Genomic DNA, 24,627 nt, shown 5'->3' on the forward strand with positions numbered 1-24,627 from the left:
CTGGTCAGGCCGGGTTGGGCGCGAGCGCGTCCATGTCGAACACCCTCGCGTGCAGGATGGTGCGGTTCCGCAGCGCGGCGCGCACGGCCCGGTGTAGGCCGTCTTCGAGATAGATATCGCCGCGCCACTTCACCGCGTGCGGGAACAGGTCGCCGTAAAACGTCGAGTCCTCGGACAACAGCCGGTCCAAGGCGAGCACCGTGGTGGTGGTGACCAGTTCGTCGAGGCGCAGTTGGCGCGGCGGGATACGGGACCAGTCCCGGTAGGACAGCCCGTGCTCCGGGTAGGGTTTGCCCTCTTGGACACCTTTGAAGATCATCGCCGGCCCGCCTCCGTCGCAGCGCTGCGCGGTGTTGCCATCGGCATGGTTGCCTAGGCTAATACGTGCGCGGGTCGTGGCCTTCGTCGGCATCGCTGGGCGTGATGTCCCGGGCAGCTGCTCCGCGATCGGTAAACCCGCTGCTGATCGGTAAAATGAACCGAGCAAAATGATGACATCGCCGCAGCGAAGGGTAGGTGAACAGGTGGGGAGTGCCGACGAACGTCGTTTCGAGGTGCTACGAGCCATCGTCGCCGACTTCGTGGCCACCCAGGAGCCCATCGGCTCCAAGACCCTGGTGGAGCGTCACAACCTCGGAGTATCGAGCGCCACCGTCCGCAACGACATGGCGGTACTGGAAGCCGAGGGTTACATCACCCAGCCGCACACCAGTTCGGGTCGCGTGCCCACGGAGAAGGGCTACCGCGAGTTCGTCGACCGCATCGACAACGTCAAGCCGTTGTCCTCGTCGGAACGCCGCGCCATCCTGTCGTTCCTGGAATCCGGGGTCGACCTGGACGATGTGCTGCGGCGCGCGGTCCGGCTGCTCGCACAACTCACCCGGCAGGTCGCGATCGTGCAGTACCCGACGCTGTCCACCTCGACCGTCCGCCACCTCGAGGTGGTGGCGCTGACCCCGGCGCGGCTGCTGTTGGTGGTGATCACCGATTCAGGCCGGGTCGATCAGCGCATCGTGGAGCTCGGCGACGCCATCGACGAACACGAGCTGTCCAAACTGCGCGAAATGCTGGGCCAGGCGTTGGAAGGCAAGCCGCTCACCGCGGCCTCGATCGCGGTCAGCGATCTGGCCAGCCACCTGAACGGCCAGGGAGCTCTGGCCGATGCGGTCGGGCGCGCGGCGACGGTGCTGGTCGAAACACTGGTCGAACACACCGAGGAACGGTTGCTCTTGGGCGGCACTGCCAACCTGACCCGCAACACCGCTGATTTCGGCGGATCGCTGCGGTCGGTGCTGGAGGCGCTGGAGGAGCAGGTGGTAGTGCTGCGGTTGTTGGCGGCCCAACAGGAGGCGGGCAAGGTCACCGTGCGGATCGGTCACGAGACCGAGGCCGAACAGATGCTGGGTACGTCGGTGGTGAGCACCGCGTACGGCAGTTCGGGCAAGGTGTACGGCGGCATGGGTGTGGTGGGTCCCACCCGAATGGACTATCCGGGAACTATCGCCAACGTGGCGGCGGTTGCTCTGTACATCGGCGAAGTCCTAGGTACTCGGTAAGGCAGCCGGTTCGTCCGGCATGGAAAGGTCAGGCAAGGTCAGCGTGGCACGCGATTATTACGGCTTGCTCGGAGTGAGCAAAGGCGCCAGCGATTCGGAGGTCAAACGTGCCTACCGACGGCTGGCGCGGGAGCTGCATCCCGACGTCAACCCCGACGAGGAAGCGCAGGCCCGGTTCACCGAAATCCAGCTCGCCTATGAGGTGTTGTCGGACCCGGAGAAGCGTCGCATCGTCGACATGGGCGGCGACCCGATGGAGTCGGTGGGCGGCGCGCCCGGCGGGTTCAGCGGGTTCGGCGGTCTGGGCGACGTCTTCGAGGCGTTCTTCGGCGGCGGTACCTCGTCGCGCGGGCCGGTCGGCCGGGTACGTCCCGGCGCGGATTCGCTGCTGCGGATGCGGCTGGACCTCGAAGAGTGTGCCACCGGCGTCACCAAGCAGGTGACCGTGGACACCGCGGTGCTATGCGACCTGTGCCACGGCAAGGGCACCAACGGCAACTCCACGCCGGTCGCCTGCGACACCTGTGACGGCCGCGGCGAGATTCAGACCGTGCAGCGCTCGCTGCTGGGCCAGGTCATGACCACCCGCCCCTGCCCGGTGTGTGGGGGAGTCGGCGAGGTGATTCCCGATCCGTGTGGCCGCTGCGGCGGCGACGGCCGGGTGCGTGCCCGCCGCGAGATCAGCGTCAAGATCCCGGCCGGGGTCGGTGACGGCATGCGGGTGCGACTGGCCGCCCAGGGTGAGGTAGGCCCCGGTGGCGGGCCGGCCGGTGACCTCTACGTCGAGGTCCACGAGAAGCAGCACGAGACCTTCGTCCGCGACGGCGACGACCTGCACTGCACCATCTCGGTGCCGATGGTCGACGCCGCGCTGGGCACCACGGTCACCGTCGACGCGATTCTCGACGGCCCGACCGAGCTGACCATCCCCGCGGGCACCCAGCCGGGTGCGGTTACCACACTGCGCGGCCACGGCATGCCGCATCTGCGTTCCGGAGTGCGTGGTGACCTGCACGCCCACGTCGACGTGGTGGTGCCGTCACGGCTGGACAGCACCGATATCGACCTACTGCGCAAGCTGAAGGAGAACCGCGGCCGCGACACCGCCGAAGTGCGGTCGACGCAGGCCTCGGCGGGCTCGGGCGGCCTGTTCAGCCGGCTGCGTGAGACGTTCTCCGGCCGCTGACGCGGAGCTGATGCCGTGAGCGCAGCGCTTTTCTACGTCGACGCGCTGCCGGGCGCGGGGGAGTTGGCCGTCGTTGACGGCGACGAGGGCTTCCACGCGTCCAACGTGCGTCGTATCCGCGCCGGTGAGCACATCGACCTCAGCGACGGTGCCGGGGCGCTGGCGCACTGTGTCGTCGAGGAGACCGCCAAGGGCCGGCTGTCCGCGCGGGTGACCGAGTGGCTCACCGTCGCGGACCCACGCCCGCCCGTGACGGTCGTGCAGGCCTTGCCCAAGTCGGATCGCTCCGAGCTGGCTGTCGAGCTGGCGACCGAGGCCGGCGCGGACGGGTTCATCGCCTGGCAGGCCGGCCGGTGTGTGGCCCGCTGGGAGGGCCCGAAGGTGGACAAGGGCCTGCGGCGCTGGGAAGCGGTGGTCCGCTCGGCGGCCCGGCAATCCCGGCGTCCCTACATTCCGGCAGTCGAAGGTGTCCTGTCCACGGCTGCGCTGACCCAGCGTGTCACAGACGCCGTGGCCGGCGGCGCGGTGGTGCTGGCCCTGCACGAATCGGCCACTGAACCGCTCGCCGATCTGCCGCTGGCCCAGGCGGATTCACTGATGCTGATCGTGGGGCCCGAAGGTGGCATCGCCGATGAGGAGATCGTCGCACTGACCGCAGCCGGCGCGAAGGCCGTCCGGCTGGGCCCGACCGTGCTGCGCACGTCGACGGCCGCGGCGGTCGCGCTGGGAGCCATCGGTGCGCTGACCGCGCGCTGGGCGATTTAGCGCCCACGTGTCGCCTGGCCAGGCATTACGCTCCATTCGTGAGCTATCCGCCGCAAGGCCCGCCGTCCTACGGCCAGCAGCCCTACGGGCAGCCTCCGTATGGAAACCAGCCTCCGTATGGAAACCAGCCGCCCTACGGAAACCAGCCTCCCTACGGGCAGCCTCCGTATTGGCCCCCGTCTTCGGGGCAGCCGTGGCCGGGTGCGCCGGCGCCCCGTCCTCCGTCGAATAACTCGGGACTCATCATCGCGGGCGTCGTGGTGGTGGCAGTCATCGCGCTTCTCGGTGTCCTGGCTGTCGTCGCGAAATCGGTCGGCGGCGGCAAAGAAAAGACGGTGAGCGACGAACAGCGTGTGGCGAATGCGATCACGGCGGAATGGTCGACCGAATTCGATGTCGTGTGCAAGGACGGCTCGGTGGGTAATGCCGGGGCCTACACGCAGCCGTACAAATTCGCTGCCTTTTTCCAGGGGCTGCAGGATGGTTCGTGGTATCAGGTGGCCGACCAGCGCAGCGAAGAGATTTCCGAGATAAATGTCGTTGCCTGCCTGACCCGCAAGTCCGACACCGAGGTGAAGTCGGGGCAATGTGAATCCACGTCGTGGGACAAACCCATAACCATCGACCATTACGCCGTCCAGTACGACATCGATCTCCGTGAGGCCAGGACGGGCAAGTACATCAGCAATCTGGGTACGGTGAACGGGCCCGCCGGAGAGTGTCCGTCGATAGCGTTTTTCGACTGGGTTCCCGACAAGCTGTACGGCGAGCCGGACGGCGAGGCGGTCGCGGAGAAACTGGCGGATTTCGCCGGCTGACCGACGTGGCTTGAGACCCACCTCACCTGCGGCGCGGCCCCATCCTGCTTAACCATTGGGGCGTGTCGTTGACCAGCGGTAAACTGGCAACAGTACGACGGCAGCCGGCCGTTTGGAAAACACAGAAAGCAGGCACAAACTCCACGTGACGCCCCGCGACACGACCGCTGACTCGTCGGCCACCTCATCGGAATCGGTCCGCAGCAGCATCACTGTTCCGCCCGACATCATCGTGGGCCTGCTCGGCTCGGCCGATGAAAATTTGCGGGCACTCGAAAGACTTCTGACCGCCGACATCCACGCCCGTGGCAACGAGATCACCTTCACCGGCGAACCGGCCGATGTCGCGCTGGCCGAGCGGGTTGTCGCCGAGTTGATCGCGGTCGCCTCCAGCGGCCAGGCGGTCACTCCCGAGGCGGTGCGCCACAGCGTCGCCATCCTCACCGGCACCGAGGACGAGTCGCCGGCCGAGATCCTGACCCTCGACATCTTGAGCCGCCGGGGCAAGACCATCCGGCCCAAGACGCTCAACCAGAAGCGCTATGTCGACGCCATCGATGCGCACACCATCGTGTTCGGCATCGGTCCGGCCGGTACCGGCAAGACCTACCTGGCGATGGCCAAGGCGGTCAGCGCGCTACAGACCAAGCAGGTCAACCGGATCATCTTGACCCGCCCCGCGGTGGAAGCCGGTGAGCGCCTTGGCTTCCTGCCCGGCACGTTGAGCGAGAAGATCGACCCCTACCTGCGCCCGCTGTACGACGCACTGCACGACATGATGGACCCCGAGCTCATTCCGAAGCTGATGAGCGCCGGGGTGATCGAGGTCGCACCGCTGGCATACATGCGTGGCCGAGCCCAACCCCTGTTCACCAATGTGCTGACACCTACCGGGTTCCGGCCGATCGGTGATCTCAAGGTCGGCGATTTCGTGATTGGTTCAGATGGGTCGCCGACTGAGGTGACGGGTGTATACCCGCAGGGCTTCAAGGAGATCTACCGCGTCTTCACTCAAGACGGAGCATCGACCCTCGCCTCCGGTGACCATCTTTGGGCGGTGTACACGGCTTCCGATCGGCGACGGAACAAGCCGGCTCGGATACTCGAGACCAAGGAGATGATCGGAAACCTCCGTGCTGCTCATGCTCACCGCTACGAGCTACCGGTACTGAGTGCGCCGGTGAAGTTCGAGTCTCGGCCCCTCCCGATGGACCCGTACGCACTCGGGTTGCTGTTGGGTGACGGAAGCTTCTCCTCGCGTGCGACTCCTAGTTTCACGACGAAGGATCCGGAGCTGGCAGAGGCGTTGGGACGTCTCATCCCGGGCATCGAGGTTCGACGCAAGACCGACATCGGGTATGTGTTGAACCGGATCACCACACCCGGTGAGGTCATCACGATCGAGAATCCGGTGACGGGCGTGATGCGTCGACTCGGCCTGTCTGGCAAGAAATCCGAAGCGAAGTTCGTACCCGAGGATTACCTGTTCAATTCGGCCGACGTGCGTTTGGCGGTGCTGCAGGGACTTCTCGATACCGATGGTGGTCCGGTAACCCAAGAAGGCCGGACCTGCCGGATCCAGTACACGACGGTGTCTGATCAGTTGTGCGACAACGTGATCTTCCTCGTCGAGTCTTTGGGGGGTGTGGTTTATCTGCGGACCCGGGATGCTGCCGGCCGCAAACCGGGCCTGGCCCGCGGCCGAGAGGTCCACCATCGGTACGACGCGAATATTCTCGACATCCGCTTGCCCGAGGGTGTTCTCCCGTTCCGGCTCGCACGCAAGGCCGAGAAGTACGCCGCGGCAGGTGGGGGCCGCCCGATGCGATACGTGGACCGTATCGAACCCGTGGGCACCACGGAGGCTGTGTGCATCAGTGTCGCCGCCGAGGATTCCCTATATGTGACCGAGGATTTCCTCTTGACGCACAACACCCTCAATGACGCATTCATCATCCTCGATGAGGCGCAGAATACCACCGCCGAGCAGATGAAGATGTTCCTGACCCGTCTGGGGTTCGGCTCGAAAGTCGTTGTCACCGGCGATATTACGCAGGTAGATCTACCTGGCGGTGCCACTTCCGGGCTACGGGCGGCGATGAACATCCTCGACGGTATCGAGGACATCCACTTCGCCGAACTCACCAGCGCCGACGTGGTCCGGCATCGCCTGGTGTCCGAGATCGTCGATGCCTACGCCCGACATGAGGAGCCGGCCTTGCTCAACCGTGCCCAGCGCCGTTCGTCGAACGGGCGGCCCAGACGATGAGCGTAGAGGTATCCAACGAGTCGGGCATCGATGTCTCCGAGGACGAACTGATCAGCGTCGCACGGTTTGTCATCGCGAAGATGGACGTCAACCCGGCGGCTGAGCTTTCGATGGTGCTGGTGGACAGCGCCGCCATGGCCGACCTGCACATGCGCTGGATGGATCTGCCCGGTCCCACCGACGTGATGAGCTTCCCGATGGACGAGTTGGAGCCCGGGGGCCGGCCGGATTCTCCCGAGCCGGGTCCCTCGATGCTCGGCGACATCGTGTTGTGCCCGGAGTTCGCCGAGCAGCAGGCGGCCAAGGCCGGGCACTCGCTCGGCCAGGAACTGGCCCTGCTGACTGTGCACGGGGTGCTGCATCTGCTGGGTTACGACCACGCCGAACCGGACGAGGAAAAAGAGATGTTCGCGCTGCAGCGTCAGCTCCTCGAGGAGTGGGTGGCTGATCAGGTAGAGGCCTACCACGCCGACCGGCAGAGCCAGAAAGATCAGCGCCTGCTGGACAAGTCCCGATATTTCGACGAACCGTGACCGGCATCCTTCCGCTGCTCGGCGCTGTGGTGCTGGTCGGCTTCGGTGGCTTGTTCGCCGCCATCGACGCCGCGCTGTCCACGGTCTCGATCGCGCGCATCGAGGAACTGGTCCGCGAAGAGCGTCCGGGCGCCGCCCGGCTCAGCCGCGTGGTGGCGGAGCGCCCCCGCTACACCAACCTCGTTGTGCTGCTGAGGATTACCTGCGAGATCAGTGCCACGGTCCTGCTGGTGTCATTTTTGGACGGACACCTCGGTGTGAGCTGGGGTCTGGTGGCCTCGGCGGCGATCATGGTGGTGACGAGCTTCGTGGCCATCGGTGTCGGCCCGCGCACGGTCGGCAGGCAGAATGCGTATTCCATCGCGTTGATCTCGGCGTTGCCGCTGCAGGCGATTTCGGTGTTGCTCACCCCGATCAGCCGTCTGCTGGTGCTGATCGGTAACGCTCTGACGCCGGGCCGTGGTTTCCGCAACGGCCCGTTCGCTTCCGAGATCGAGTTGCGGGAGGTCGTCGACCTGGCGCAGCAGCGTGGCGTGGTGGCCGACGAGGAACGCCGGATGATCCAGTCGGTCTTCGAACTGGGGGACACCCCGGCCCGTGAGGTCATGGTGCCGCGCACCGAGATGGTCTGGATCGAAAGTGACAAGTCGGCGGGCCAAGCCACGTCACTGGCGGTGCGCAGCGGGCATTCCCGCATCCCGGTGATCGGCGAGAACGTCGATGACATCGTCGGCGTGGTCTACCTCAAAGATCTCGTCCAGCAGACCTACTACTCGACCAACGGTGGTCGCGACACCAACGTGGCGCAGGTGATGCGCCCGGCGGTGTTCGTCCCGGACTCCAAGCCGCTCGACGAACTGCTCAACGAGATGCAGCGCGACCGCAACCACATGGCATTGCTCGTCGACGAATACGGTGCGATCGCCGGCCTGGTCACCATCGAGGACGTGCTCGAAGAGATCGTCGGGGAGATCGTCGACGAGTACGACGCCGGCGAGGTGGTTCCGGTCGAAGACCTGGGCGACCGCCAATACCGGGTATCGGCGCGGCTGCCGATCGAAGACCTCTGCGAACTGTACGGACTGGAGGCCGACGAGGATCTCGACGTAGACACCGTCGGTGGCCTGGTGGCCTTCGAACTGGGTCGCGTGCCACTGCCAGGGGCCGAGGTGACGTGGGACGGCCTGCGGTTGCGGGCCGAGGGCGGATCCGACCATCGAGGGCGGGTGCGGGTCGGCACAGTTCTGGTGAGCCCGGCCGAATCTGAGGAACAGGAGACCCGAGGTACCGATGAGTGAGCTCGACGCAGAAGACCACAAGCTCGTGGTGCTGGCCCGCGGCGCGATGGGCCGCGCCGAGGCATCCTCGGGTGCGGCGGTGCGCGATCAGGACGGCCGCACCTATGCCGGGGCGCCGGTGACCCTTACGGCGTTGCAGCTGACCGCGTTGCAGGCGGCGGTGGCCGCCGCGGTGTCCAGCGGCGCCACGGGACTTGAGGCCGCCGTGCTGGTCGGCGGTAGCGCCGACGATGCCGGCGTGGCTGCGGTACGCGAGCTGTCTGCCGACGCCGCGGTGATCGTCACCGACCGGGCGGGAAACCTTTCATGACCGTCGAGCGTGCGCTGAGATCGTCGATTCAGGCGATTTCGCGATCTGTATGCACCCTCGAGGGGCTCGAATGACCGAATTCCGTTCCGGCTTCGTCTGTTTCGTCGGCCGACCCAACACCGGCAAGTCGACTCTGACCAACGCCCTGGTGGGCCAGAAGGTTGCGATCACCTCCAACCGGCCGCAGACCACCCGCCACACGATCCGTGGCATCGTTCACCGCGAGGAATTTCAGATCATCCTGGTCGACACTCCCGGCCTGCACCGTCCACGCACCCTGCTCGGACAACGGCTGAACGATCTGGTCAAGGACACCTATTCCGAGGTCGACGTGATCGGCCTGTGCATCCCGGCCGATGAGCGCATCGGTCCCGGTGACCGCTGGATCTATCAGCAGATCCGCGCGGTGGCGCCGAAGACCACACTGATCGCTGTGGTGACCAAGACCGACAAGGTGCCCAAAGACCGTGTGGCCGAACAGCTTCTCGCGGTCAGTGAGCTGGTCGGACCCGATGCCGACATCGTTCCGGTTTCGGCCACCGCGGGCGAACAACTCGACGTGCTCACCGATGTCCTCGTCTCGAAACTGCCGCCAGGACCGGCCTATTACCCCGACGGTGAGCTGACCGACGAGCCCGAAGAAGTCTTGATGGCCGAGCTGATCCGGGAGGCCGCGCTGGAAGGCGTCCGCGACGAGTTGCCGCACTCGCTGGCCGTGGTCATCGAGGAGGTCGCGGAGAGGCCAGGGCGGGAGGACGACAATCCCTTGATCGACGTGCACGCCATTCTCTACGTCGAGCGCGACAGTCAGAAGGGGATCGTGATCGGCAAGGGCGGCGCCCGGCTGCGCGAGGTCGGTACGGCTGCCCGCACGCAGATCGAAAAGCTGCTGGGCACAAAGGTTTATCTCGACCTGCGGGTCAAGATCGCCAAGAACTGGCAGCGCGATCCCAAACAGCTTGGGCGGCTGGGGTTCTGATCGGTGCGGCGCTACGGTTCAGATCAGCACGATGATCAGCATCATGATCGCGAACCCGACGAGCGCAACGCCCCAGGTCAGCATCTGGACCTTGACACGGTGCCGGGCGTTGTCGCTGGAGCTCACTTTCGTGCCATCGCCGACGAGAAACAACAGGCTGTCCAGAATCTGCCAACTCCGCGAATTGCCGTCCTCCGGCTTGGCGGCCGGCTGTGAAGTGGCTGCGGGCGGCGCGTAATACGGGGGCTGTTGCGGGGCGCCATACGGCTGAGCGGGTGGGAGACCACCGTTGGGCGGATAACCATAGCCATAGGGTCCGGGCGGAACCGGTGGCGCTGGTGGGTACGGCCGGGGCGGAGGCTGCTGCTGCGGACCGTGCGGATCCGGATAACTCATGCGGCATTCCCCTTGCCCAGAATCGAAAGCATGCAAAATCCTATCCGATTGGTATCGGCGTCCCAACGCCTCTGCTCATCAGTGTTCGCTTCGCATATATTCAGCCATTGCCTCTGCTTGGGCCGCCTCTGCTTGGGCCGGAGTGGGCAGGTCGACGATGTCATCGATGAGCCGTGATGCGACGTCCTGGTCCAATCCCTGCTGCATCAGCAGGCTCTGAATCATCGCGCGCTGAATCGCCCGTCCCTGTAGGTCTGCAAGCCTGGCAGTGGCCACGATGTCGCGTGCAAGGTCCGACTCGGTCATCGAGGTTATCGACGGAGACAACTCAACCCGATTGATTGCGCCGGAGATCGTGGCTTGCGCGGTGATGGTTCCGGCCGGGTTGGTCACTCCGAAGGTGACAGGACCCGACGACATATTGTCCGAGTCCTCGTGTTCAGGCACTACTGTGTGACCGGGCACTGCCGGCTCATCGAAGTAAACCGCTGAGCCGCCGGGCATTTCGTCTGCGGTGAACACGTCAAGCCCTGCGAAGTCGTCGTGCTCCTCGCGGCGGTATCCGTCGTCGCCGCCGAAATCCAGCGCATCGAGGCCGCTCGGGAACTGTCCGTCATCGGGATCGTCATCGTCCCAGGTGTGATCGGTCATGCGATCAGCACTGCATCGTTCGGCCAAGGTTGCCGGATTCTTGCGCGTCGGTCTGGTCGTACTGCGAGGCGGCAGTGGTGAGTTTTCCGGCCAGGTCGTTCGACTTGTTCATCATCGCTTCGGCGGCGGATTTGCGGGCTTCGTTCGCTTCGCACAGCGCTTGTTGGGATGACCAACAGATCGGGCCGTGCGTTACCAGCACCTTCCATTCCACAAACGAGGTCGTATTGCCGGCCGCGGAGAACCCAGCCGCGGCCGCGTCATGGATGGTCGACATGTTGCGGAGATCCGAAGTGAGAACATTCAATTCGCCAGACACGAATCGATCCTTTCCTGGCTACAGGCCGGTCGTGAAGCGTTGAGTGGGAGTCTGGTTCGAGGTGCCGGTGCCGAACGAAGCATTGACCGGCGCGCGACCCGCCTGTAACTGGTCACCAGCGGCGACATCACCGGATTCGTTGTCGCCCTGTGCGTTCGGGTCTTGCTGATTGGCCTGCTCCACCGCCTGAGTTATGGACTCCACAATCTGTCCGGCCGCACCTGCAAAACTGCTTAGCATGCCGGCGCCGCCGCCACCCGAGCCGCCGCCCATTTGAGGAAGCGATGGCATGCCGCCCATCCCGGCCCCAGTGTTCGCAGCATTCGTGGCGCCGGCGAGCATGCCAGCCGTGCTGGGCATCTTGGGCATCGTTGGTGTTGCCGGTGATGCCCCGCCGCTACCGGAGCCGCCGCCGCTGCCGGAGCCGCCGCCGCTACCGGAGCCGCCGCCGGAGCCGCCGCCACTACCGGACCCGCCACCGCCATACGGATTTCCCGTACTTGTGGGTCCGCTCTGGTTGCCGGGAGTGCCGGGATTGTCAGATCCGCACTGGCTTCCCGAGCCAGGCGGTAAGGCGGGCGAGCTTGGCGCTGACGTACTCACCGCACCCGCTTGGCGGTACTTGGCTGTGGCTTCTCGTATCTGCGCAGCGTTGTCTTGCGCGTAGATACGCAGGTTGTTTACCGCCAGACCGGCGAACGTGGTGGCTGCAGCCACCGCAGCAACCTGGACTGCGATCGACTCCGGTGCGCCCAATACGGTGGCCTCCAGTGCTATCGCCACCGGAATCATCGCTGCCAAACCTTTGGATGCCCAGTCGACTTGAGTGCGGGCATGGTCCACCTGTTGTGCCTGAGTCGACAGAATTCGCACGATGTCGTTGTCAGCTTCCAGCATGGTTGTCGCACGCTGGATCTGGTGCGAGTTCTGCGTCGTGTATGCCTCAGATGCAGAGCCGGACCATGTTTCGGCGGGGTAGGCGCCCTCGAGGTTCTTTCCGTTGGACTGGAAGAGTTTGGCGCCCTCGCTGAAGTCGCCGCCATCATCCGGGCTTCCCTTGCCCATCGTGATGCTGGTCAGGTCCAGGAGCTTCAAACCGGCGGCGATCACAGGTGTGGCGGCAGCAGTGGGAATGAGCAACTGCGCCCATTGGCCGGCGTCACCGATCAAGCCGACCGCGCCGATCGGATCGCCTTCCATCAGCGACTTCAGGTCGCTGTAGGTGTCCCAGGCCAGTCCCGCGACCTTGGACTTTTTGGGCCCCTTTTTGGGCTCATCGCTGGACCCCTCGCTCGGCGTGGTCCCGCTGTCACTGACATCTGGTTGAGTCATTTGTGCGTCTGCGTACTACCCGTAGATTGATCAGTGCGCACGCCCATCGACCCTCCCGACATCACCAACGAAATTCGTTGCGGCGGACCCACACCGCGGAGTTGAGAGTATCAACGCCCGTAATACCCCCATCACACCAATTTTTGCGGTGGTGTGAACCGCCTGGCTATCCGGCCCGCCGCTCGAACGCGTTGATCGCCGCCGCAGCCTGGGAGGCGTCGGTCTGGGACGGTGGATTCCACCAGGGTTCGGGCTGTTTGGCGGCCCACCCGGTGATCGCCTCCAGTTCCGCTGCCAGCGAGATCAGCAGGGGCTCGCTGTCGGCCGGACCCATGAGCTGGACACCGATCGGGAGCCCGTCGGAGGTGAACCCGGCGGGCACGTTGATCGACGGCCAGCCCAGCAGGTTCCACGGCCAGGTCACCGGGCAGGCCGCGATCGCGGCACGCTCGGTGGCGGCCCAGCCACGTCGATCGAATTCGTGTGTGAGAGGCGGTGGTTGGGCGGTGGTCGGCGCGACGATGACGTCGACGAGGTTGAAGATCCAGGAAATCCGGCGCTGGACGGCGGCCTCGTGGGCCCGGGCCTTTCGCAGCACGTCCTGTGACAGCAGCCGGCCGATCCTCATGTTGGTCACGGTGCGTTCGTCGTAGGCGACGTCGCCGAGCCGGTCGGCCCAGTCCAGCAGGCCCGCGGTCGATCGGGCCAGGAAGTCCCACGACATCCGGAGGCTGTAGTTGGGGTCTTTGGCCACCACGGTGTGGCCCAGCTGCCCGAGTTGGTCGGCGACGGTTTGAAGGGCGTCGCGGATCTCGGGGTGCAGCGACGCGCGGAAACCGGTGTACGGAAACTTGGTCGACATGGCGATCCGCAGCGGCCCGGGGGCGCGCCCGACGTAATCGGCGGCCTGAATCGGCGCGGGCTTGTGGAGATCGCCGTCGGCGTTACCGGATGCGGCGTCGAGCACCAGGGCCGCGTCGGTGACGGTGCGGGCCAGTACGCCGTTGACGGTGATGCCGTTGAACGCTTCGGGCAGCGGCCAGGTCGAGATGCGTCCGCGCTGTGGCTTGATTCCGACCAGATGCGTCCACGCCGCGGGGATGCGGACGCTGCCCGCGCCGTCGGACCCGATGGCGGCGGTCACCAGGCCCGCGGCGACGGCCGCGGCGCTGCCGCCCGACGATCCGCCCGGGCTGTGCTTGCGCGACCACGGGTTACGGGTATGGCCGAAACCGGGGCCGCCGGTGAACGGCCACTGCCCGAGCTCGCAGGTGTTGGTCTTGCCGACGATCACCGCGCCGGCTGACTTCAACCGGCGCACCACCTCGGCGTCGTTGTCGGCGACGCGGCCGGACCCGCTGGTGCCGAACCCGGTGGGCACCCCGGCGATGTCGACGTCGTCCTTGACCGCGATCGGGATTCCCAGCAGCGGGAGTTGTTTGCCGGCTGCGCGAGCGGCGTCGGCCTTGGCCGCGTCGGCCAGCGCTTGCTCCGTGAGTACGACCCGGAATGCGTTGAGGGTGGATTGGCTCGCGGTGATGGCGTGCAAGGACTGACGTACCAGTTCGTCAGAAGTGATTGCGCCGCTGGCGAGTTGGTAGAGCTGATGGGTCAAGGTGGGAAAAGGCGGTGTGCTCGGGTCGGAAGTCGCAGATTTGGCCATCACTTTCGAGGATATCGGCGGTGCGTAACGGAACCTGTCCGACCATGGTGCGACACTGTCACGATGCGGCTGTACCGGGACCGGGCGGTGGTGCTGCGCCAGCACAAGCTCGGCGAAGCCGACCGGATTGTCACGTTGCTCACCCGCGACCATGGTTTGGTGCGCGCGGTGGCAAAGGGGGTCCGGCGTACCCGCAGTAAGTTCGGCGCCCGGTTGGAACCGTTTGCCCATATCGATGTGCAGCTGCACCCGGGCCGCAACCTCGACATCGTCACCCAGGTGCAGGCCATCGACGCGTTCGCCGCCGACATCGTCAGTGACTACGGCCGCTACACCAGTGCGTGCGCGATGCTGGAGACCGCCGAGCGGCTGGCCGGGGAGGAGCGGGCGCCGATGCCTGACCTGCACCGGCTCACGGTGGCCGCGCTGCGTGCCGTCGCCGACGGCCGTCGGGCTCGCGAACTGGTGCTGGACTCCTACCTGCTGCGGGCGATGACCATCGCCGGGTGGGCGCCGGCGCTGACCGAGTGCGCCCGCTGCGCCGCACCGGGCCCGCACCGGGCATTCCACGTCGCCGCCGGTGGCAGCGTGTGCGTGCACTGTCGCCCCAGCGGATCCAGTACCCCGCCGCAGCCGGTATTGGAGCTGATGTCGGCGCTGCACGAGGGTGACTGGGAGTATGCCGAGGCCTCTTCGTCGGGGCATCGCAGCCAGGCCAGCGGACTGATCGCGGCGCATCTGCAATGGCATCTGGAGCGTCAGCTGCGGACATTGCCTCTGGTCGAGCGGGTGTACCGGATCGATCGCACGGTCGCCGAACAGCGCGCGACGCTGGTCAGGCAGGATATGGGCCATGGCATTGACGAAGGACGGGAAGCGGGGCAAGTCGGCTTACCCACAGCTGCCCCCGGCGCCTGAGGACTATCCGGTCTTTCCGGACACCTCGACCTGGCCTGTCGTCTTCCCGGAGATCCCGGCCGGCACCAACGGCCGCTTCGCGCGCCCGCCCCAGCACCCCTCGAAGGCGGTCGCGCCCCGGATCCCGGCCGATCAGGTGCCCAACCACGTCGCCGTGGTGATGGACGGCAACGGCCGGTGGGCCACCCAGCGCGGACTGGGCCGCACCGAGGGGCACAAGATGGGCGAGGCGGTGCTGATCGATATCACCTGCGGGGCCATCGAACTCGGCATCAAACACTTGAGCGTCTACGCGTTCTCCACCGAGAACTGGAAGCGCAGCACCGAAGAGGTGCGCTTCCTGATGGGCTTCAACCGGGAAGTGGTGCGTCGCCGCCGGGAGAACCTGAACGCCATGGGCGTGAACATGCGCTGGGTCGGGTCGCGGCCCAGGATGTGGCGCAGTGTGATCAAGGAGTTCGACATCGCCGAGCAGATGACGGTCGGCAACGACGTCATCACGGTCAACTACTGCGTCAACTACGGCGGGCGCACCGAGATCGTCGAGGCGGCTCAGGCGCTGGCCGCCGAAGCCGCCGAGGGCAAGATCAACCCGGCCCGCATCACCGAGGCGTCCTTCGCCAAGCATCTGCACCGTCCCGACATTCCCGACGTGGACCTGTTCATCAGGACCTCGGGGGAGCAGCGGGCCAGTAACTTCCTGCTGTGGCAGGCGGCGTACGCCGAGTTCGTGTTCCAGGACAAGCTGTGGCCGGACTACGACCGGCGCGACCTGTGGGCGGCCTGCGAGGAGTACGTGAACCGCAACCGTCGCTTCGGCAGGGCCTGACATGCCCGGCCTCCTGCAGCGATTGTCCTCGGTGCTCGGCGAGGTGATGTCGGTCGTCGAGGAAGAAGACGGTGCGCTGACCGTGACGGTCGACGGCTCGGTGGCCTCGATCCGGGTGGTGGCTATCGCCGAGGACCTGGAGATGGTCTCGCTGACTCAGCCGTTGGCGTGGGATCTGCCGCTGAACAACAAGATTCGCGAGCGAGTGTCCGACCATGCCAGCAAGACGATGCTGGGCACAGTGGTGCTGGTGGAGAAGTTGGTCGAGACCCCCACGAACGGTGCGACGCCCAAGGGCGCCACCCGCAAGCGCCCGGCCAAGAAGGTCGCCGATGTGATGCTGCGCTACAACTTCCCGGCCGCCGGGCTCACCGATGACGCGCTGCGCACGCTGATCCTCATGGTGCTGGCCACCGGCGCCGACGTGCGCCGGGACCTGATGTCGTGACGGCTCCGGTCATCCGGATCGTCGCTGCCGTGGTGATCGATGAGCACGGCCGATTACTGCTGGTCCGCAAGCGCGGCACGACGGCGTTCATGCAACCGGGCGGGAAGATCGAACCGGGAGAGCAGCCGATCGAGGCGTTGGTTCGGGAGGTCCGTGAGGAACTCGGGGTCGGCTTCGATATTTCGGCGGCCGAAGAACTCGGCCACTTCGCCGCGCCTGCCGCGAATGAACCGGGCCACTTCGTCGATGCGTGGCTGTACCTGGTCGGCTTGGACGGCGAACCGCGGCCGCAGGCCGAGATCGCGGAAATGACCTGGATCGACCCGTTCGCGCCGAGCGACATCGAGCTGGCGCCGCTGACCGAACGCGCGGTGCTCGCGTTGGTGCGCGACCGGGCTTAGGCCCCACGTGTGAAGCGCTGTGGCGGAAAATCGACCTTGCCGCCGCCACCATGCTTCATACGCGGAACGCCGGTCAGTTAGCCCCGTCGCCGCAACCGCGGCACATCCCGAAGATCTCGATGGTGTGGCTGACGTCGGAGAAACCGTGCTCTCGGGCCACGTCGGCGGCCCAGGCCTCGACCTGGCCGCCGGAGATCTCGACGGTCGCGCCGCAGGCACGGCAGACCAGATGGTGGTGATGCTCTTCCGAGCAACGCCGGTATACCGATTCTCCGGTGTCGGTGCGCAAGGTGTCGACGCTGCCGGTGGTGGCCATGGACTGCAGTGTCCGGTACACCGTGGTCAGGCCGATGCCTTGGCCGCGGCGGCGCAATTCGTCGTGCAATTCCTGCGCTGAGCGGAATCCGTCCGTCTCGTTGAGCAGATCGGCGATGGCCGCGCGCTGGCGCGTCGACCGGACTGCGCCCGTCACCGTGGTTCCTCACTGGCGTGGGCGACCGCGTCGGAGACGATGTGGGCCAGGTGATGATCGACGAGGTGGTAGAGCACCTCACGTCCCGAGCGTTCGCTGGCCACCACCCCGGCCTGTTTGAGGATGCGCAGGTGCTGGCTCACCAGCGGCTGGGGGACGGCCAGGGCGTCGACCAATTCGTGGACGCAGCGCTGGGACTGTTGCAGCTGCAGGACGATGGCGATGCGCAGTGGCGCGGCCAGGGCGCGCAACAGCTCGCCGGCGGTGTCGAGCACCTCGCGCGGCGGCATTTCCGAGGCCGGGGCGGCGCTGGGCTCGCGCGCATCGTCGTGTTGGTTTACCGTGATATTGGAAATCGTTTCCATTACGGGCAAGAATACATGCGCGATATCGCATGTCAACCACTCCGGGGCTGCCGTCCTCCACGCGGGTTCGGGGTTTGGCCCGGTCACTCGCTACTCTGATGCACCGTGGCATCCATCATCGACACCGTTGCGAACCTGGCGAAACGCCGTGGCCTGGTCTACCAGTCCGGAGAGATCTACGGCGGAACCAAGTCTGCGTGGGATTACGGCCCTCTCGGCGTCGAGCTCAAAGAGAACATCAAGCGCCAGTGGTGGAAGTCCATGGTCACCGGTCGCGACGACGTGGTCGGTCTGGACAGCGCGATCATCCTGCCGCGCCAGGTGTGGGTGGCCTCCGGTCACGTCGACGTCTTCAACGACCCGCTGGTGGAGTGTCTGAACTGCCACAAGCGTCATCGCCAGGACCACATGCAGGAGGCCTACGCGGCAAAGAAGGCGTCCAAAGAAGGTGGCACGGTTGATCCCGATTCAGTGCCGATGGACGAGATCGTCTGCCCCGACTGCGGCACCAAGGGGCAGTGGACCGAGCCTCGTGACTTCAACATGATGCTCAAGACCTACCTCGGCCCGATCGAGTCCGAAGAAGGTCTGCACTACCTGCGGCCGGAGACGGCTCAGGGCATCTTCGTCAACTTCGCCAATGTGGTCACCACCGCGCGCAAGAAGCCGCCGTTCGGCATCGGCCAGATCGGCAAGAGCTTCCGCAACGAGATCACACCGGGCAACTTCATCTTCCGCACCCGCGAGTTCGAGCAGATGGAGATGGAGTTCTTCGTCGAGCCCTCGACCGCGCCGGAATGGCACAAGTACTGGATCGAGACGCGCCTGCAGTGGTACGTCGACCTCGGCATCGACCGGGACAACCTGCGGCTGTACGACCACCCCAAGGAGAAGCTGTCGCACTACTCCGACGGCACCGTCGACATCGAGTACAAGTTCGGCTTCGCCGGCAACCCGTGGGGCGAGCTGGAAGGCATCGCCAACCGCACCAACTTCGACTTGTCCACGCACGCAAAGCATTCCGGTGTCGACCTGTCGTTCTACGACCAGGGCGCCGACACCCGCTACGTGCCGTACGTGATCGAGCCGGCAGCCGGCCTCACCCGCTCACTGATGGCGTTCCTGGTCGATTCCTACACCGAGGACGAGGCCCCCAACGCCAAGGGCGGCGTGGACAAGCGCACGGTGCTCAAGCTCGACCCGCGCCTGGCCCCGGTCAAGGCCGCCGTGCTGCCGCTGTCGCGCAACGCCGACCTGTCACCGAAGGCCCGCGACCTGGCCGCCGAGCTACGCAAGAACTGGAACGTCGAGTTCGACGATGCCGGTGCGATCGGCCGCCGCTACCGCCGCCAGGACGAGATCGGCACGCCGTACTGCGTGACAGTCGATTTCGACACCCTGGAGGACAACGCGGTCACCATCCGCGAGCGTGACGCCATGACCCAGGAGCGCATCGCGCTGGACAAGGTGTCCGACTACCTCGCGGTGCGGCTCAAGGGCTGCTGACGCCTCACCGCGTGGTGCCGGCGATGTCGAGCACCACGCGGAACCGGGCCTGACCCGACATCATCCGCTCGTAGGCCTTCGGTGCCTCCTCGAACGGCATCACCTCGACCATCGGCGAAATCCCGTTGGCCAGACTGAACGCCAGGTTCTCCTCGTTGTCGATCGCCGAGCCGGTCAGGCTGCCGACGATGCTGCGACCACCGAGAATCAGATCGGCCGTGCTGACCGCGATCGGATCCGGCGCCACTCCGACGACGACCAGCTGCCCGCGCGGACGTAACCCCGCGACCAGTGGGCTCATCGAGGCGCCGCTGGCTGCGGTGGCGACGATCGCGGTGGCCCCGCCGAGTGCGTTGAGCTCGGCGCCGGGGTCGGCGGCCGCGCTGTCGATGTAGTGATCGGCGCCCAAAGACGTTGCCAGCTCGGCTTTGTCGGCGCCGCGGGCGATCGCCGCGACGCGGAATCCGAGCTTCTTGGCGTACTGCACTCCCAGGTGCCCGAGCCCGCCGATGCCCTGGACGGCGACCAAGGCCCCGGGTGGGGCCGCGGTGGCGCGCAGTGCGTTGAACACCGTGACCCCGGCACACAACAGGGGAGCGGCGATGGTGGGCGCCAGTTCCTCGGGCACCCGCACCAGACCCGACGCCCGCGCGTACACGATCTCGGCGTACCCGCCGTCAACGCTCGTGCCGGGTTTCGGTTGGTCGGTGCAGTTCACGAAATCGCCACGGCGGCAGAACTCGCACTCGTTGCACTGGCCGCCGAGGAAGCCCAGACCGACCCGGTCGCCGGGCTCGAACGTGTGTACTCCGTCGCCGACCGCATCGACTACGCCGACGATCTCGTGGCCCGGCACTACCGGTAATTCCGGTGCGGGTCGCTGGCCTTCGACGGCGAGTACGTCGCTGTGGCACACCCCGCAACTGAGCACGCGCACCCGTACCTGGCCGAATGGCGGTGGGGCGAGCTCACGTTCGACCAGGTCGAACTGACGCTGTCCGGTCACCTGATAGGCGCGATAAGTCGACATGTCCACTCTCCTCAGATGTTTGGCGCTCAGGCGAAGGCGTTGGTACGGACTTGACGGGTGAGTTCATCGGCGAGCACCTCGGCTGCCCCCGATTCGATACCGTCGACGATCTGGCGGGCCACGTCGGCCGGATCGTTCTTGGGGACGTCGAGATCGGCGACCATCGGCGTGTCGGTGTAGCCGAGATATACCCCGACCACATTGGTGTCCTGCTCGCTGAGCTCGGCGCGCAGGGAGTTGGTGACCGACCACAGCGCCGCTTTGGAAAAGCCGTAGGCGCCGAAACCGGGCAGCCAGGACAGCACCGACGCCACGTTGACCAGCGTGCCCCCGGCCAGCTGGGGTGCGAAGGCCCTCGTCACGAGTAACGGGCCGAACAGGTTGGTCTCGAGTACGGATCGGATTTCGCCGAGGTCGCTGTGCAGCAGTGACTTTCCGCCGGTGACGCCGGCGTTGTTCACGACGATGGTGGCGTCGCCGGCCAGTGCGGCCAGCCGGGCGACGGAATCACCGTCGGTGACCTCGGCTTCGACGACGACCACTCGGGGGTCGGTGCTGGGCTCGGGGCGTCGGCTGGTGGCATAGACCTTGGCGGCGCCGCGGGCGAGGAGTTCGTCCACGATCGCCTTGCCCAGCCCTTTCTGGCCGCCGGTAACCACTGCCGTCGCACCCTGGATCTGTCGGGACATTCGATTCTCCTTCGAACTCGGTTGACTGCGCGAACGTCACCTACGTCAAGGTCCAACAGCTGAGTAGGTATTCCCAATCCAGATAGAATTGTCGCATGCGTACTGATCCGTGGTCCGACGACGCCTGCCCGATCGCCCGCACCATGTCGGTGCTCGGCCAGCGGTGGGCGATCCTGATCATTCGCGAAGCGCTGCTCGGCCGATCGCGATTCTCGGAGTTCCGGCAACGGCTCGGCGTCGCGCCGGACGTCCTGAGCGCCCGGTTGTCCGAGCTGGTCGAGGCCGGGATTCTGCAGGTCGTGGATTACCAGGAGCCCGGCGATCGCACCCGCAGCCGCTATGTGCTCACCGATGCCGGGCATGAACTCGTCTCGGTGCTCGCGGCGCTCGGGCAGTGGGGCCACGTGCATCGGCCTCGTCCGCACAGCAGCCGGTACCGGTTCGTCGAAACCGAAACCGGAGAACCCGTCGGAATCGGCTTCCAGCGCAAGGACGGTACCGCCGTGCCCCGTGGGCAGGTCAGCCTGACCGAACAGGCCGGTTAGAAACGCCCGCCGCCACCGCTGTAGCTGCGGCCCGACGAATGTGACGAGCCGCCGTAGGACGTCGGGCGTCCCATGCTGCGCCCGCCACCGAAGCCGCCACCGAAGCCCCCGCCGAAACCACCGCCTCCGCGCAGGATGTTGCCGATGAGGATGCCGCCGAGCACCGCTCCCATATCGGACCCGCCACCGCCGCCGTACTGGGAGGTGTAGGAGCGTTGCGCGGCCCGTACGTCATCGTTGGCCAGGCTCTGTGCCTGAGCGGCCAGTGTCGACGCGCCGTTGGCATGCGCGACGGCCTCGTTCGGGTTGGCGGCTCGCTTGGCCTCGGCGGCCTGCAGCTGGCGCTGTGCCTCGGCCAGTCGGGTACGGGCCTCCGGGCCGATGCTGCCGCGCCGGGTCTCGATGAAGTCCGACACCGCCCTGATCCGCGACTGTGCGGTGAACAGTGCCTGCTCCAGAGCCCGGGCCAGCCGCTGCGCGGCTTCCTGTTGTTCGTGCACACCGGCCAACAGCTGATCGAGTTCGGCGTCGGCCTTGGTCAGCCGGGTGAACGTACCCAGCGGGTCGGCTTTGCCGTTGGCCGTCGCGTCATCGGCAGCCTTCTTGGCGGCGTCGCGGGCGGTGCCCAGCTTGTCGGCCTGTGGCGTACCAGGTTGACTCAGTAGCGAATTCGCCTGGTCGATACCGGCCTGAATGTCGGTGATGGCCGCGGGCAGGCCCGCCAGGGCCCGATTGATGTCGGTGGCCGCGCTGTCCACGGCGTCGAGCAGGGTGCGGGCCTGGTCCAGCCCGGATTCGGCCGCGCGCACCGCGTCGACCAGTGCGGTTTGATCGGTGGCCGGCCGGGAGACCAGCCCGCGGGCAGCGGTGATGTTGCGGTCGGCGAAGGCCAGTCGTTCCTTGGCGGTGTCCACGTTGGTTTCCACCGAGGCCAGCGCGCTCGCGTCGAACTGGGTGTGCAGGTTGTCCAGGGTTTGTCGGGACGGATCGATACGTGCGGTGAGATCGACCATCTGCTGGGTCATGGCGTCCAGCCGGCTGGGGGCGTTGATGACCAGATCACGCAGCTGCTCGAACGCCTGGCTCTGGATATCGAGTTCACGGTCCGCTCTGGCCGCCGACACCACCACCTGAGTCAGCAGCTGACGCTGTTGCAGCGGGGTTTCGGGGGCGTCGTCATCAAGAGTCTGGCGAACGGTGAACGCTTGGGCCAGAGCGGTTTTCGCATTGGCCAGGGCTGCACTGAACGGTTCGGTGCGCGAGGCCCCGAACTCCTCGACAGCCAGCTCGAGCTCGGCCTCGCTGGTGCGCACGGCATTGTCGACGTCCACCACGATCGAGCGGGACAGCTCGTCGAGCGCCTCCAGCGGTACCGATGCCAGAGCGTTGGCGTCGGTCGGGTCGACACGCTTGGCGGCCTCGAACTCGGCGCGGAGGCGCTTGGCCCGGCGCCGGCGCGACCACCACCACAGCAAGCCGGCCAGCACCAGCACCACGCCGAGCGCGATCAGCATGGCGGGCCACGACACGCTGGGCGCGGCCGGGGATTCGGGTTCGGAGTTCAACCCGTTGGCCGCGGCGATCGCGGCTCCGGCCCAGTCGTCCCGGCGCAGGGCCGGGGTCACGCTGTTGCGCCGCATGTCGTCGGCGCGGGCCGAATCGGTGACGGTATCGGGAACCTGGAAGGCGAACGCCCGGTCCACCGTGGCGACCGCCAGCAACACATCGTCGTCACCGAAATCGCTCAGCCGCATGGTGTTCTGTGCCCACCCGACCGGGTTCTGCCGGGCGAAGTCCTCGACAAAGACCACCCACAGTTTGATGTGGCGGTCGTCGTAGAGCCGGTCGATGGCGCGCTGCACGTTGCCCCGCTGAGCCGCCGACAGCACACCCGCGTTGTCGGTGAGCTGGGTCGCCAGCCGTAGCGGCGGTTCGGCCATGGCCGCCGGTGCGACCACGAGTCCGGTCATCAGGATCGCGAGCAGCATGGACAGCAGACGGGCGATACGCATGACCGTCAATCTAATGCGCTGCGAGGTCGGTGCGTTGCTTCCTGGCAGACTGTGCGTCGGTGAACGCGGATACGCAGTGGTATGACGACTTCGACCGGCAACGTCTGGTGGTCGAGGCACCCAAGGCTGCTGCGCTGCCCGGGACCGACACCGAGCACCGAACCGACTTCGCCCGCGACCGCGCCCGGGTGTTGCACAGCGCGGCCCTGCGTCGACTCGCCGACAAGACCCAGGTGGTCGGCCCGCGGCACGGCGACACCCCGCGCACCCGGCTGACGCATTCACTGGAGGTGGCCCAGATCGGCCGCGGCATGGCAGTCGGGCTCGGCTGTGATCCCGACCTGGTGGATCTGGCCGGGCTGGCCCACGACATCGGGCATCCGCCCTACGGGCACAACGGCGAGCGGGCCCTCGACGAGATCGCCAAACCGTTCGGCGGGTTCGAGGGCAATGCCCAGAATTTCCGGATCCTGACCCGGCTGGAGCCCAAAGTTCTTGATGCGGACGGCCGTTCGGCGGGGCTCAATCTGACGCGGGCCGCGCTGGACGCGGTGGCCAAGTATCCATGGCCGAGCTTCGGCACCCGAAAGAAGTACGGGTTCTACGACGACGACGCCGAGGCCGCCGCCTGGGTACGTGAAGGTGCGCCCGCCGAACGGCCGTGCCTGGAGGCGCAGGTGATGGACTGGGCCGACGACGTCGCGTATTCGGTACACGACGTCGAAGACGGTGTGATCTCCGGGCGCATCGACCTGCGCGTGCTCGGCGATCCCGACGCCGCGTCCTCGCTGGCCGACCTGGGTGCCAAGAATTTTCCCAGCGTCACCCACGACGATCTGCTGGCCGCCGCTCAGCGGTTGTCCCAGGTTCCGGTGGTGGCGGCGGTGGGTCGCTACGACGGCACGTTGGCGTCGTCGGTCGCGCTCAAGACCATGACCAGTGAACTCGTGGGGCGATTTGCCAATGCGGCGATCACTCAGACCAGGGCCGCCGTCGCCGGCGATCGGCCGCTGCGGCGTTTCGCTGCCGACCTGGAGGTGCCGCCGCTGGTGCGCGCCGAGGTGGTGCTGCTCAAGATGCTCGCACTGCAATTCATCATGTCCGACCACCGCCACCTGCAGATCCAGGCCGACCAACGCACCCTGATCCACGAAGTCGCCCTGGCGTTGTGGGCGCAGGCCCCGGGCAGCCTCGACCCCCAGTTCGCACCCGAGTTCGACCGCGCCGCCGACGACGGCGCCAAGCTGCGCGTGGTGATCGACCAGATCGCGTCCTACACCGAGAGCCGGTTGGAAAGAGTGCACGAGGCACGCTCACCGAGACCTCTAGAATGAGCC

General features: G+C 66.4%; 27 protein-coding genes. 16 read left to right on the forward strand and 11 right to left on the reverse strand.

Annotated elements, in window-relative coordinates:
• Positions 1-4 precede the first annotated feature (4 nt).
• Positions 5-319 carry a type II toxin-antitoxin system VapB family antitoxin gene (locus tag K6L26_RS12550; RefSeq protein ID WP_036394222.1) on the reverse strand — a complete coding sequence of 105 codons (315 nt, stop codon included), beginning with the start codon at positions 317-319 and terminating at the stop codon, positions 5-7.
• Between the two features lie 205 nt (positions 320-524).
• Between K6L26_RS12550 and hrcA the strand changes: the two genes are divergently transcribed.
• From hrcA to era, 9 genes are all read left to right on the forward strand, one after another.
• Complete coding sequence (gene hrcA / locus K6L26_RS12555) at positions 525-1,556, forward strand: heat-inducible transcriptional repressor HrcA (protein WP_019345596.1); 1,032 nt, start codon at positions 525-527, stop codon at positions 1,554-1,556.
• Between the two features lie 43 nt (positions 1,557-1,599).
• Positions 1,600-2,742, forward strand: coding sequence for a molecular chaperone DnaJ (dnaJ, locus tag K6L26_RS12560; RefSeq protein WP_036394224.1), 1,143 nt, complete (start codon positions 1,600-1,602; stop codon positions 2,740-2,742).
• Between the two features lie 15 nt (positions 2,743-2,757).
• Complete coding sequence (locus tag K6L26_RS12565) at positions 2,758-3,507, forward strand: 16S rRNA (uracil(1498)-N(3))-methyltransferase (protein ID WP_221853211.1); 750 nt, start codon at positions 2,758-2,760, stop codon at positions 3,505-3,507.
• A gap of 38 nt (positions 3,508-3,545) precedes the next feature.
• A complete protein-coding gene (locus K6L26_RS12570; RefSeq protein ID WP_221853212.1) occupies positions 3,546-4,325 on the forward strand; it encodes a hypothetical protein in 780 nt (259 codons plus the stop codon).
• Positions 4,326-4,470: 145 nt separating this feature from the next.
• The gene (locus K6L26_RS12575) at positions 4,471-6,594 is read left to right on the forward strand and encodes a PhoH family protein (RefSeq protein ID WP_221853213.1); all 2,124 of its coding nucleotides are present in this window, start codon (positions 4,471-4,473) and stop codon (positions 6,592-6,594) included.
• Positions 6,591-7,127, forward strand: coding sequence for an rRNA maturation RNase YbeY (ybeY, locus tag K6L26_RS12580; protein WP_019345591.1), 537 nt, complete (start codon positions 6,591-6,593; stop codon positions 7,125-7,127). The genes K6L26_RS12575 and ybeY overlap by 4 nt, the downstream gene beginning before the upstream one ends.
• Complete coding sequence (locus K6L26_RS12585; protein WP_064899310.1) at positions 7,124-8,425, forward strand: hemolysin family protein; 1,302 nt, start codon at positions 7,124-7,126, stop codon at positions 8,423-8,425. Before ybeY ends, K6L26_RS12585 begins: the two co-directional genes overlap by 4 nt.
• Entirely contained in the window at positions 8,418-8,735 is a 318-nt protein-coding gene (locus tag K6L26_RS12590; RefSeq protein WP_064899308.1) for a cytidine deaminase-like protein, read from the forward strand. Before K6L26_RS12585 ends, K6L26_RS12590 begins: the two co-directional genes overlap by 8 nt.
• Positions 8,736-8,805: 70 nt before the next feature.
• A complete protein-coding gene (gene era / locus K6L26_RS12595; protein WP_064899306.1) occupies positions 8,806-9,714 on the forward strand; it encodes a GTPase Era in 909 nt (302 codons plus the stop codon).
• A gap of 18 nt (positions 9,715-9,732) precedes the next feature.
• On the opposite strand, the gene K6L26_RS12600 is transcribed toward era, so the two are convergent.
• From K6L26_RS12600 to K6L26_RS12620, 5 genes are all read right to left on the reverse strand, one after another.
• Positions 9,733-10,110, reverse strand: a complete 378-nt coding sequence (locus K6L26_RS12600; RefSeq protein ID WP_064899304.1) for a hypothetical protein — start codon at positions 10,108-10,110, stop codon at positions 9,733-9,735.
• Positions 10,111-10,188: 78 nt separating this feature from the next.
• A complete protein-coding gene (locus K6L26_RS12605; protein WP_064899302.1) occupies positions 10,189-10,761 on the reverse strand; it encodes a hypothetical protein in 573 nt (190 codons plus the stop codon).
• Positions 10,762-10,765: 4 nt separating this feature from the next.
• Entirely contained in the window at positions 10,766-11,080 is a 315-nt protein-coding gene (locus tag K6L26_RS12610) for an ESX-1 secretion-associated protein (protein WP_064964358.1), read from the reverse strand.
• A gap of 18 nt (positions 11,081-11,098) precedes the next feature.
• Positions 11,099-12,412, reverse strand: coding sequence for an EspA/EspE family type VII secretion system effector (locus K6L26_RS12615; protein WP_064899299.1), 1,314 nt, complete (start codon positions 12,410-12,412; stop codon positions 11,099-11,101).
• A gap of 166 nt (positions 12,413-12,578) precedes the next feature.
• Positions 12,579-14,075 carry an amidase gene (locus K6L26_RS12620; RefSeq protein ID WP_064899297.1) on the reverse strand — a complete coding sequence of 499 codons (1,497 nt, stop codon included), beginning with the start codon at positions 14,073-14,075 and terminating at the stop codon, positions 12,579-12,581.
• A gap of 63 nt (positions 14,076-14,138) precedes the next feature.
• Here K6L26_RS12620 and recO point away from each other — a divergent pair, with 63 nt between their 5' ends.
• The 4 genes from recO to K6L26_RS12640 are packed head-to-tail and all read left to right on the forward strand — an operon-like array spanning position 14,139 to position 16,671.
• Positions 14,139-14,993: a DNA repair protein RecO gene (gene recO / locus K6L26_RS12625; protein ID WP_019343321.1), complete on the forward strand. Its 855-nt coding sequence runs from the start codon at positions 14,139-14,141 to the stop codon at positions 14,991-14,993.
• Positions 14,929-15,822: a decaprenyl diphosphate synthase gene (locus K6L26_RS12630; RefSeq protein ID WP_043367699.1), complete on the forward strand. Its 894-nt coding sequence runs from the start codon at positions 14,929-14,931 to the stop codon at positions 15,820-15,822. Before recO ends, K6L26_RS12630 begins: the two co-directional genes overlap by 65 nt.
• 1 nt (position 15,823) lies before the next feature.
• Positions 15,824-16,270 carry a hypothetical protein gene (locus K6L26_RS12635; RefSeq protein ID WP_019343323.1) on the forward strand — a complete coding sequence of 149 codons (447 nt, stop codon included), beginning with the start codon at positions 15,824-15,826 and terminating at the stop codon, positions 16,268-16,270.
• Positions 16,267-16,671: an NUDIX hydrolase gene (locus tag K6L26_RS12640; protein WP_019343324.1), complete on the forward strand. Its 405-nt coding sequence runs from the start codon at positions 16,267-16,269 to the stop codon at positions 16,669-16,671. The genes K6L26_RS12635 and K6L26_RS12640 overlap by 4 nt, the downstream gene beginning before the upstream one ends.
• A gap of 73 nt (positions 16,672-16,744) precedes the next feature.
• Here K6L26_RS12640 and K6L26_RS12645 read toward each other — a convergent pair whose 3' ends face one another.
• Positions 16,745-17,143 carry a Fur family transcriptional regulator gene (locus K6L26_RS12645; protein ID WP_019343325.1) on the reverse strand — a complete coding sequence of 133 codons (399 nt, stop codon included), beginning with the start codon at positions 17,141-17,143 and terminating at the stop codon, positions 16,745-16,747.
• Positions 17,140-17,433 carry an ArsR/SmtB family transcription factor gene (locus K6L26_RS12650; protein WP_230983564.1) on the reverse strand — a complete coding sequence of 98 codons (294 nt, stop codon included), beginning with the start codon at positions 17,431-17,433 and terminating at the stop codon, positions 17,140-17,142. The genes K6L26_RS12645 and K6L26_RS12650 overlap by 4 nt, the downstream gene beginning before the upstream one ends.
• A 180-nt stretch (positions 17,434-17,613) precedes the next feature.
• On the opposite strand from K6L26_RS12650, the gene K6L26_RS12655 reads away from it, so the two are divergent.
• A complete protein-coding gene (locus K6L26_RS12655; protein WP_064899295.1) occupies positions 17,614-19,014 on the forward strand; it encodes a glycine--tRNA ligase in 1,401 nt (466 codons plus the stop codon).
• A gap of 4 nt (positions 19,015-19,018) precedes the next feature.
• Here K6L26_RS12655 and K6L26_RS12660 read toward each other — a convergent pair whose 3' ends face one another.
• Together K6L26_RS12660 and K6L26_RS12665 are read right to left on the reverse strand one after the other, a co-directional pair.
• Positions 19,019-20,044, reverse strand: coding sequence for an alcohol dehydrogenase (locus K6L26_RS12660; RefSeq protein WP_064899292.1), 1,026 nt, complete (start codon positions 20,042-20,044; stop codon positions 19,019-19,021).
• A gap of 26 nt (positions 20,045-20,070) precedes the next feature.
• A complete protein-coding gene (locus tag K6L26_RS12665; RefSeq protein WP_019343329.1) occupies positions 20,071-20,733 on the reverse strand; it encodes an SDR family oxidoreductase in 663 nt (220 codons plus the stop codon).
• A gap of 95 nt (positions 20,734-20,828) precedes the next feature.
• Here K6L26_RS12665 and K6L26_RS12670 point away from each other — a divergent pair, with 95 nt between their 5' ends.
• The gene (locus tag K6L26_RS12670) at positions 20,829-21,278 is read left to right on the forward strand and encodes a winged helix-turn-helix transcriptional regulator (protein WP_019343330.1); all 450 of its coding nucleotides are present in this window, start codon (positions 20,829-20,831) and stop codon (positions 21,276-21,278) included.
• On the opposite strand, the gene K6L26_RS12675 is transcribed toward K6L26_RS12670, so the two are convergent.
• Positions 21,275-23,290, reverse strand: coding sequence for a TPM domain-containing protein (locus K6L26_RS12675; RefSeq protein WP_064899290.1), 2,016 nt, complete (start codon positions 23,288-23,290; stop codon positions 21,275-21,277). The genes K6L26_RS12670 and K6L26_RS12675 overlap by 4 nt on opposite strands.
• 59 nt (positions 23,291-23,349) lie before the next feature.
• Between K6L26_RS12675 and K6L26_RS12680 the strand changes: the two genes are divergently transcribed.
• Positions 23,350-24,624 carry a deoxyguanosinetriphosphate triphosphohydrolase gene (locus K6L26_RS12680; RefSeq protein ID WP_064899288.1) on the forward strand — a complete coding sequence of 425 codons (1,275 nt, stop codon included), beginning with the start codon at positions 23,350-23,352 and terminating at the stop codon, positions 24,622-24,624.
• The last annotated feature ends 3 nt before the right edge of the window (positions 24,625-24,627 follow it).

Origin of the sequence: Mycobacterium farcinogenes (assembly GCF_019739075.1) — a bacterium.
GTDB lineage: Bacteria > Actinomycetota > Actinomycetes > Mycobacteriales > Mycobacteriaceae > Mycobacterium > Mycobacterium senegalense.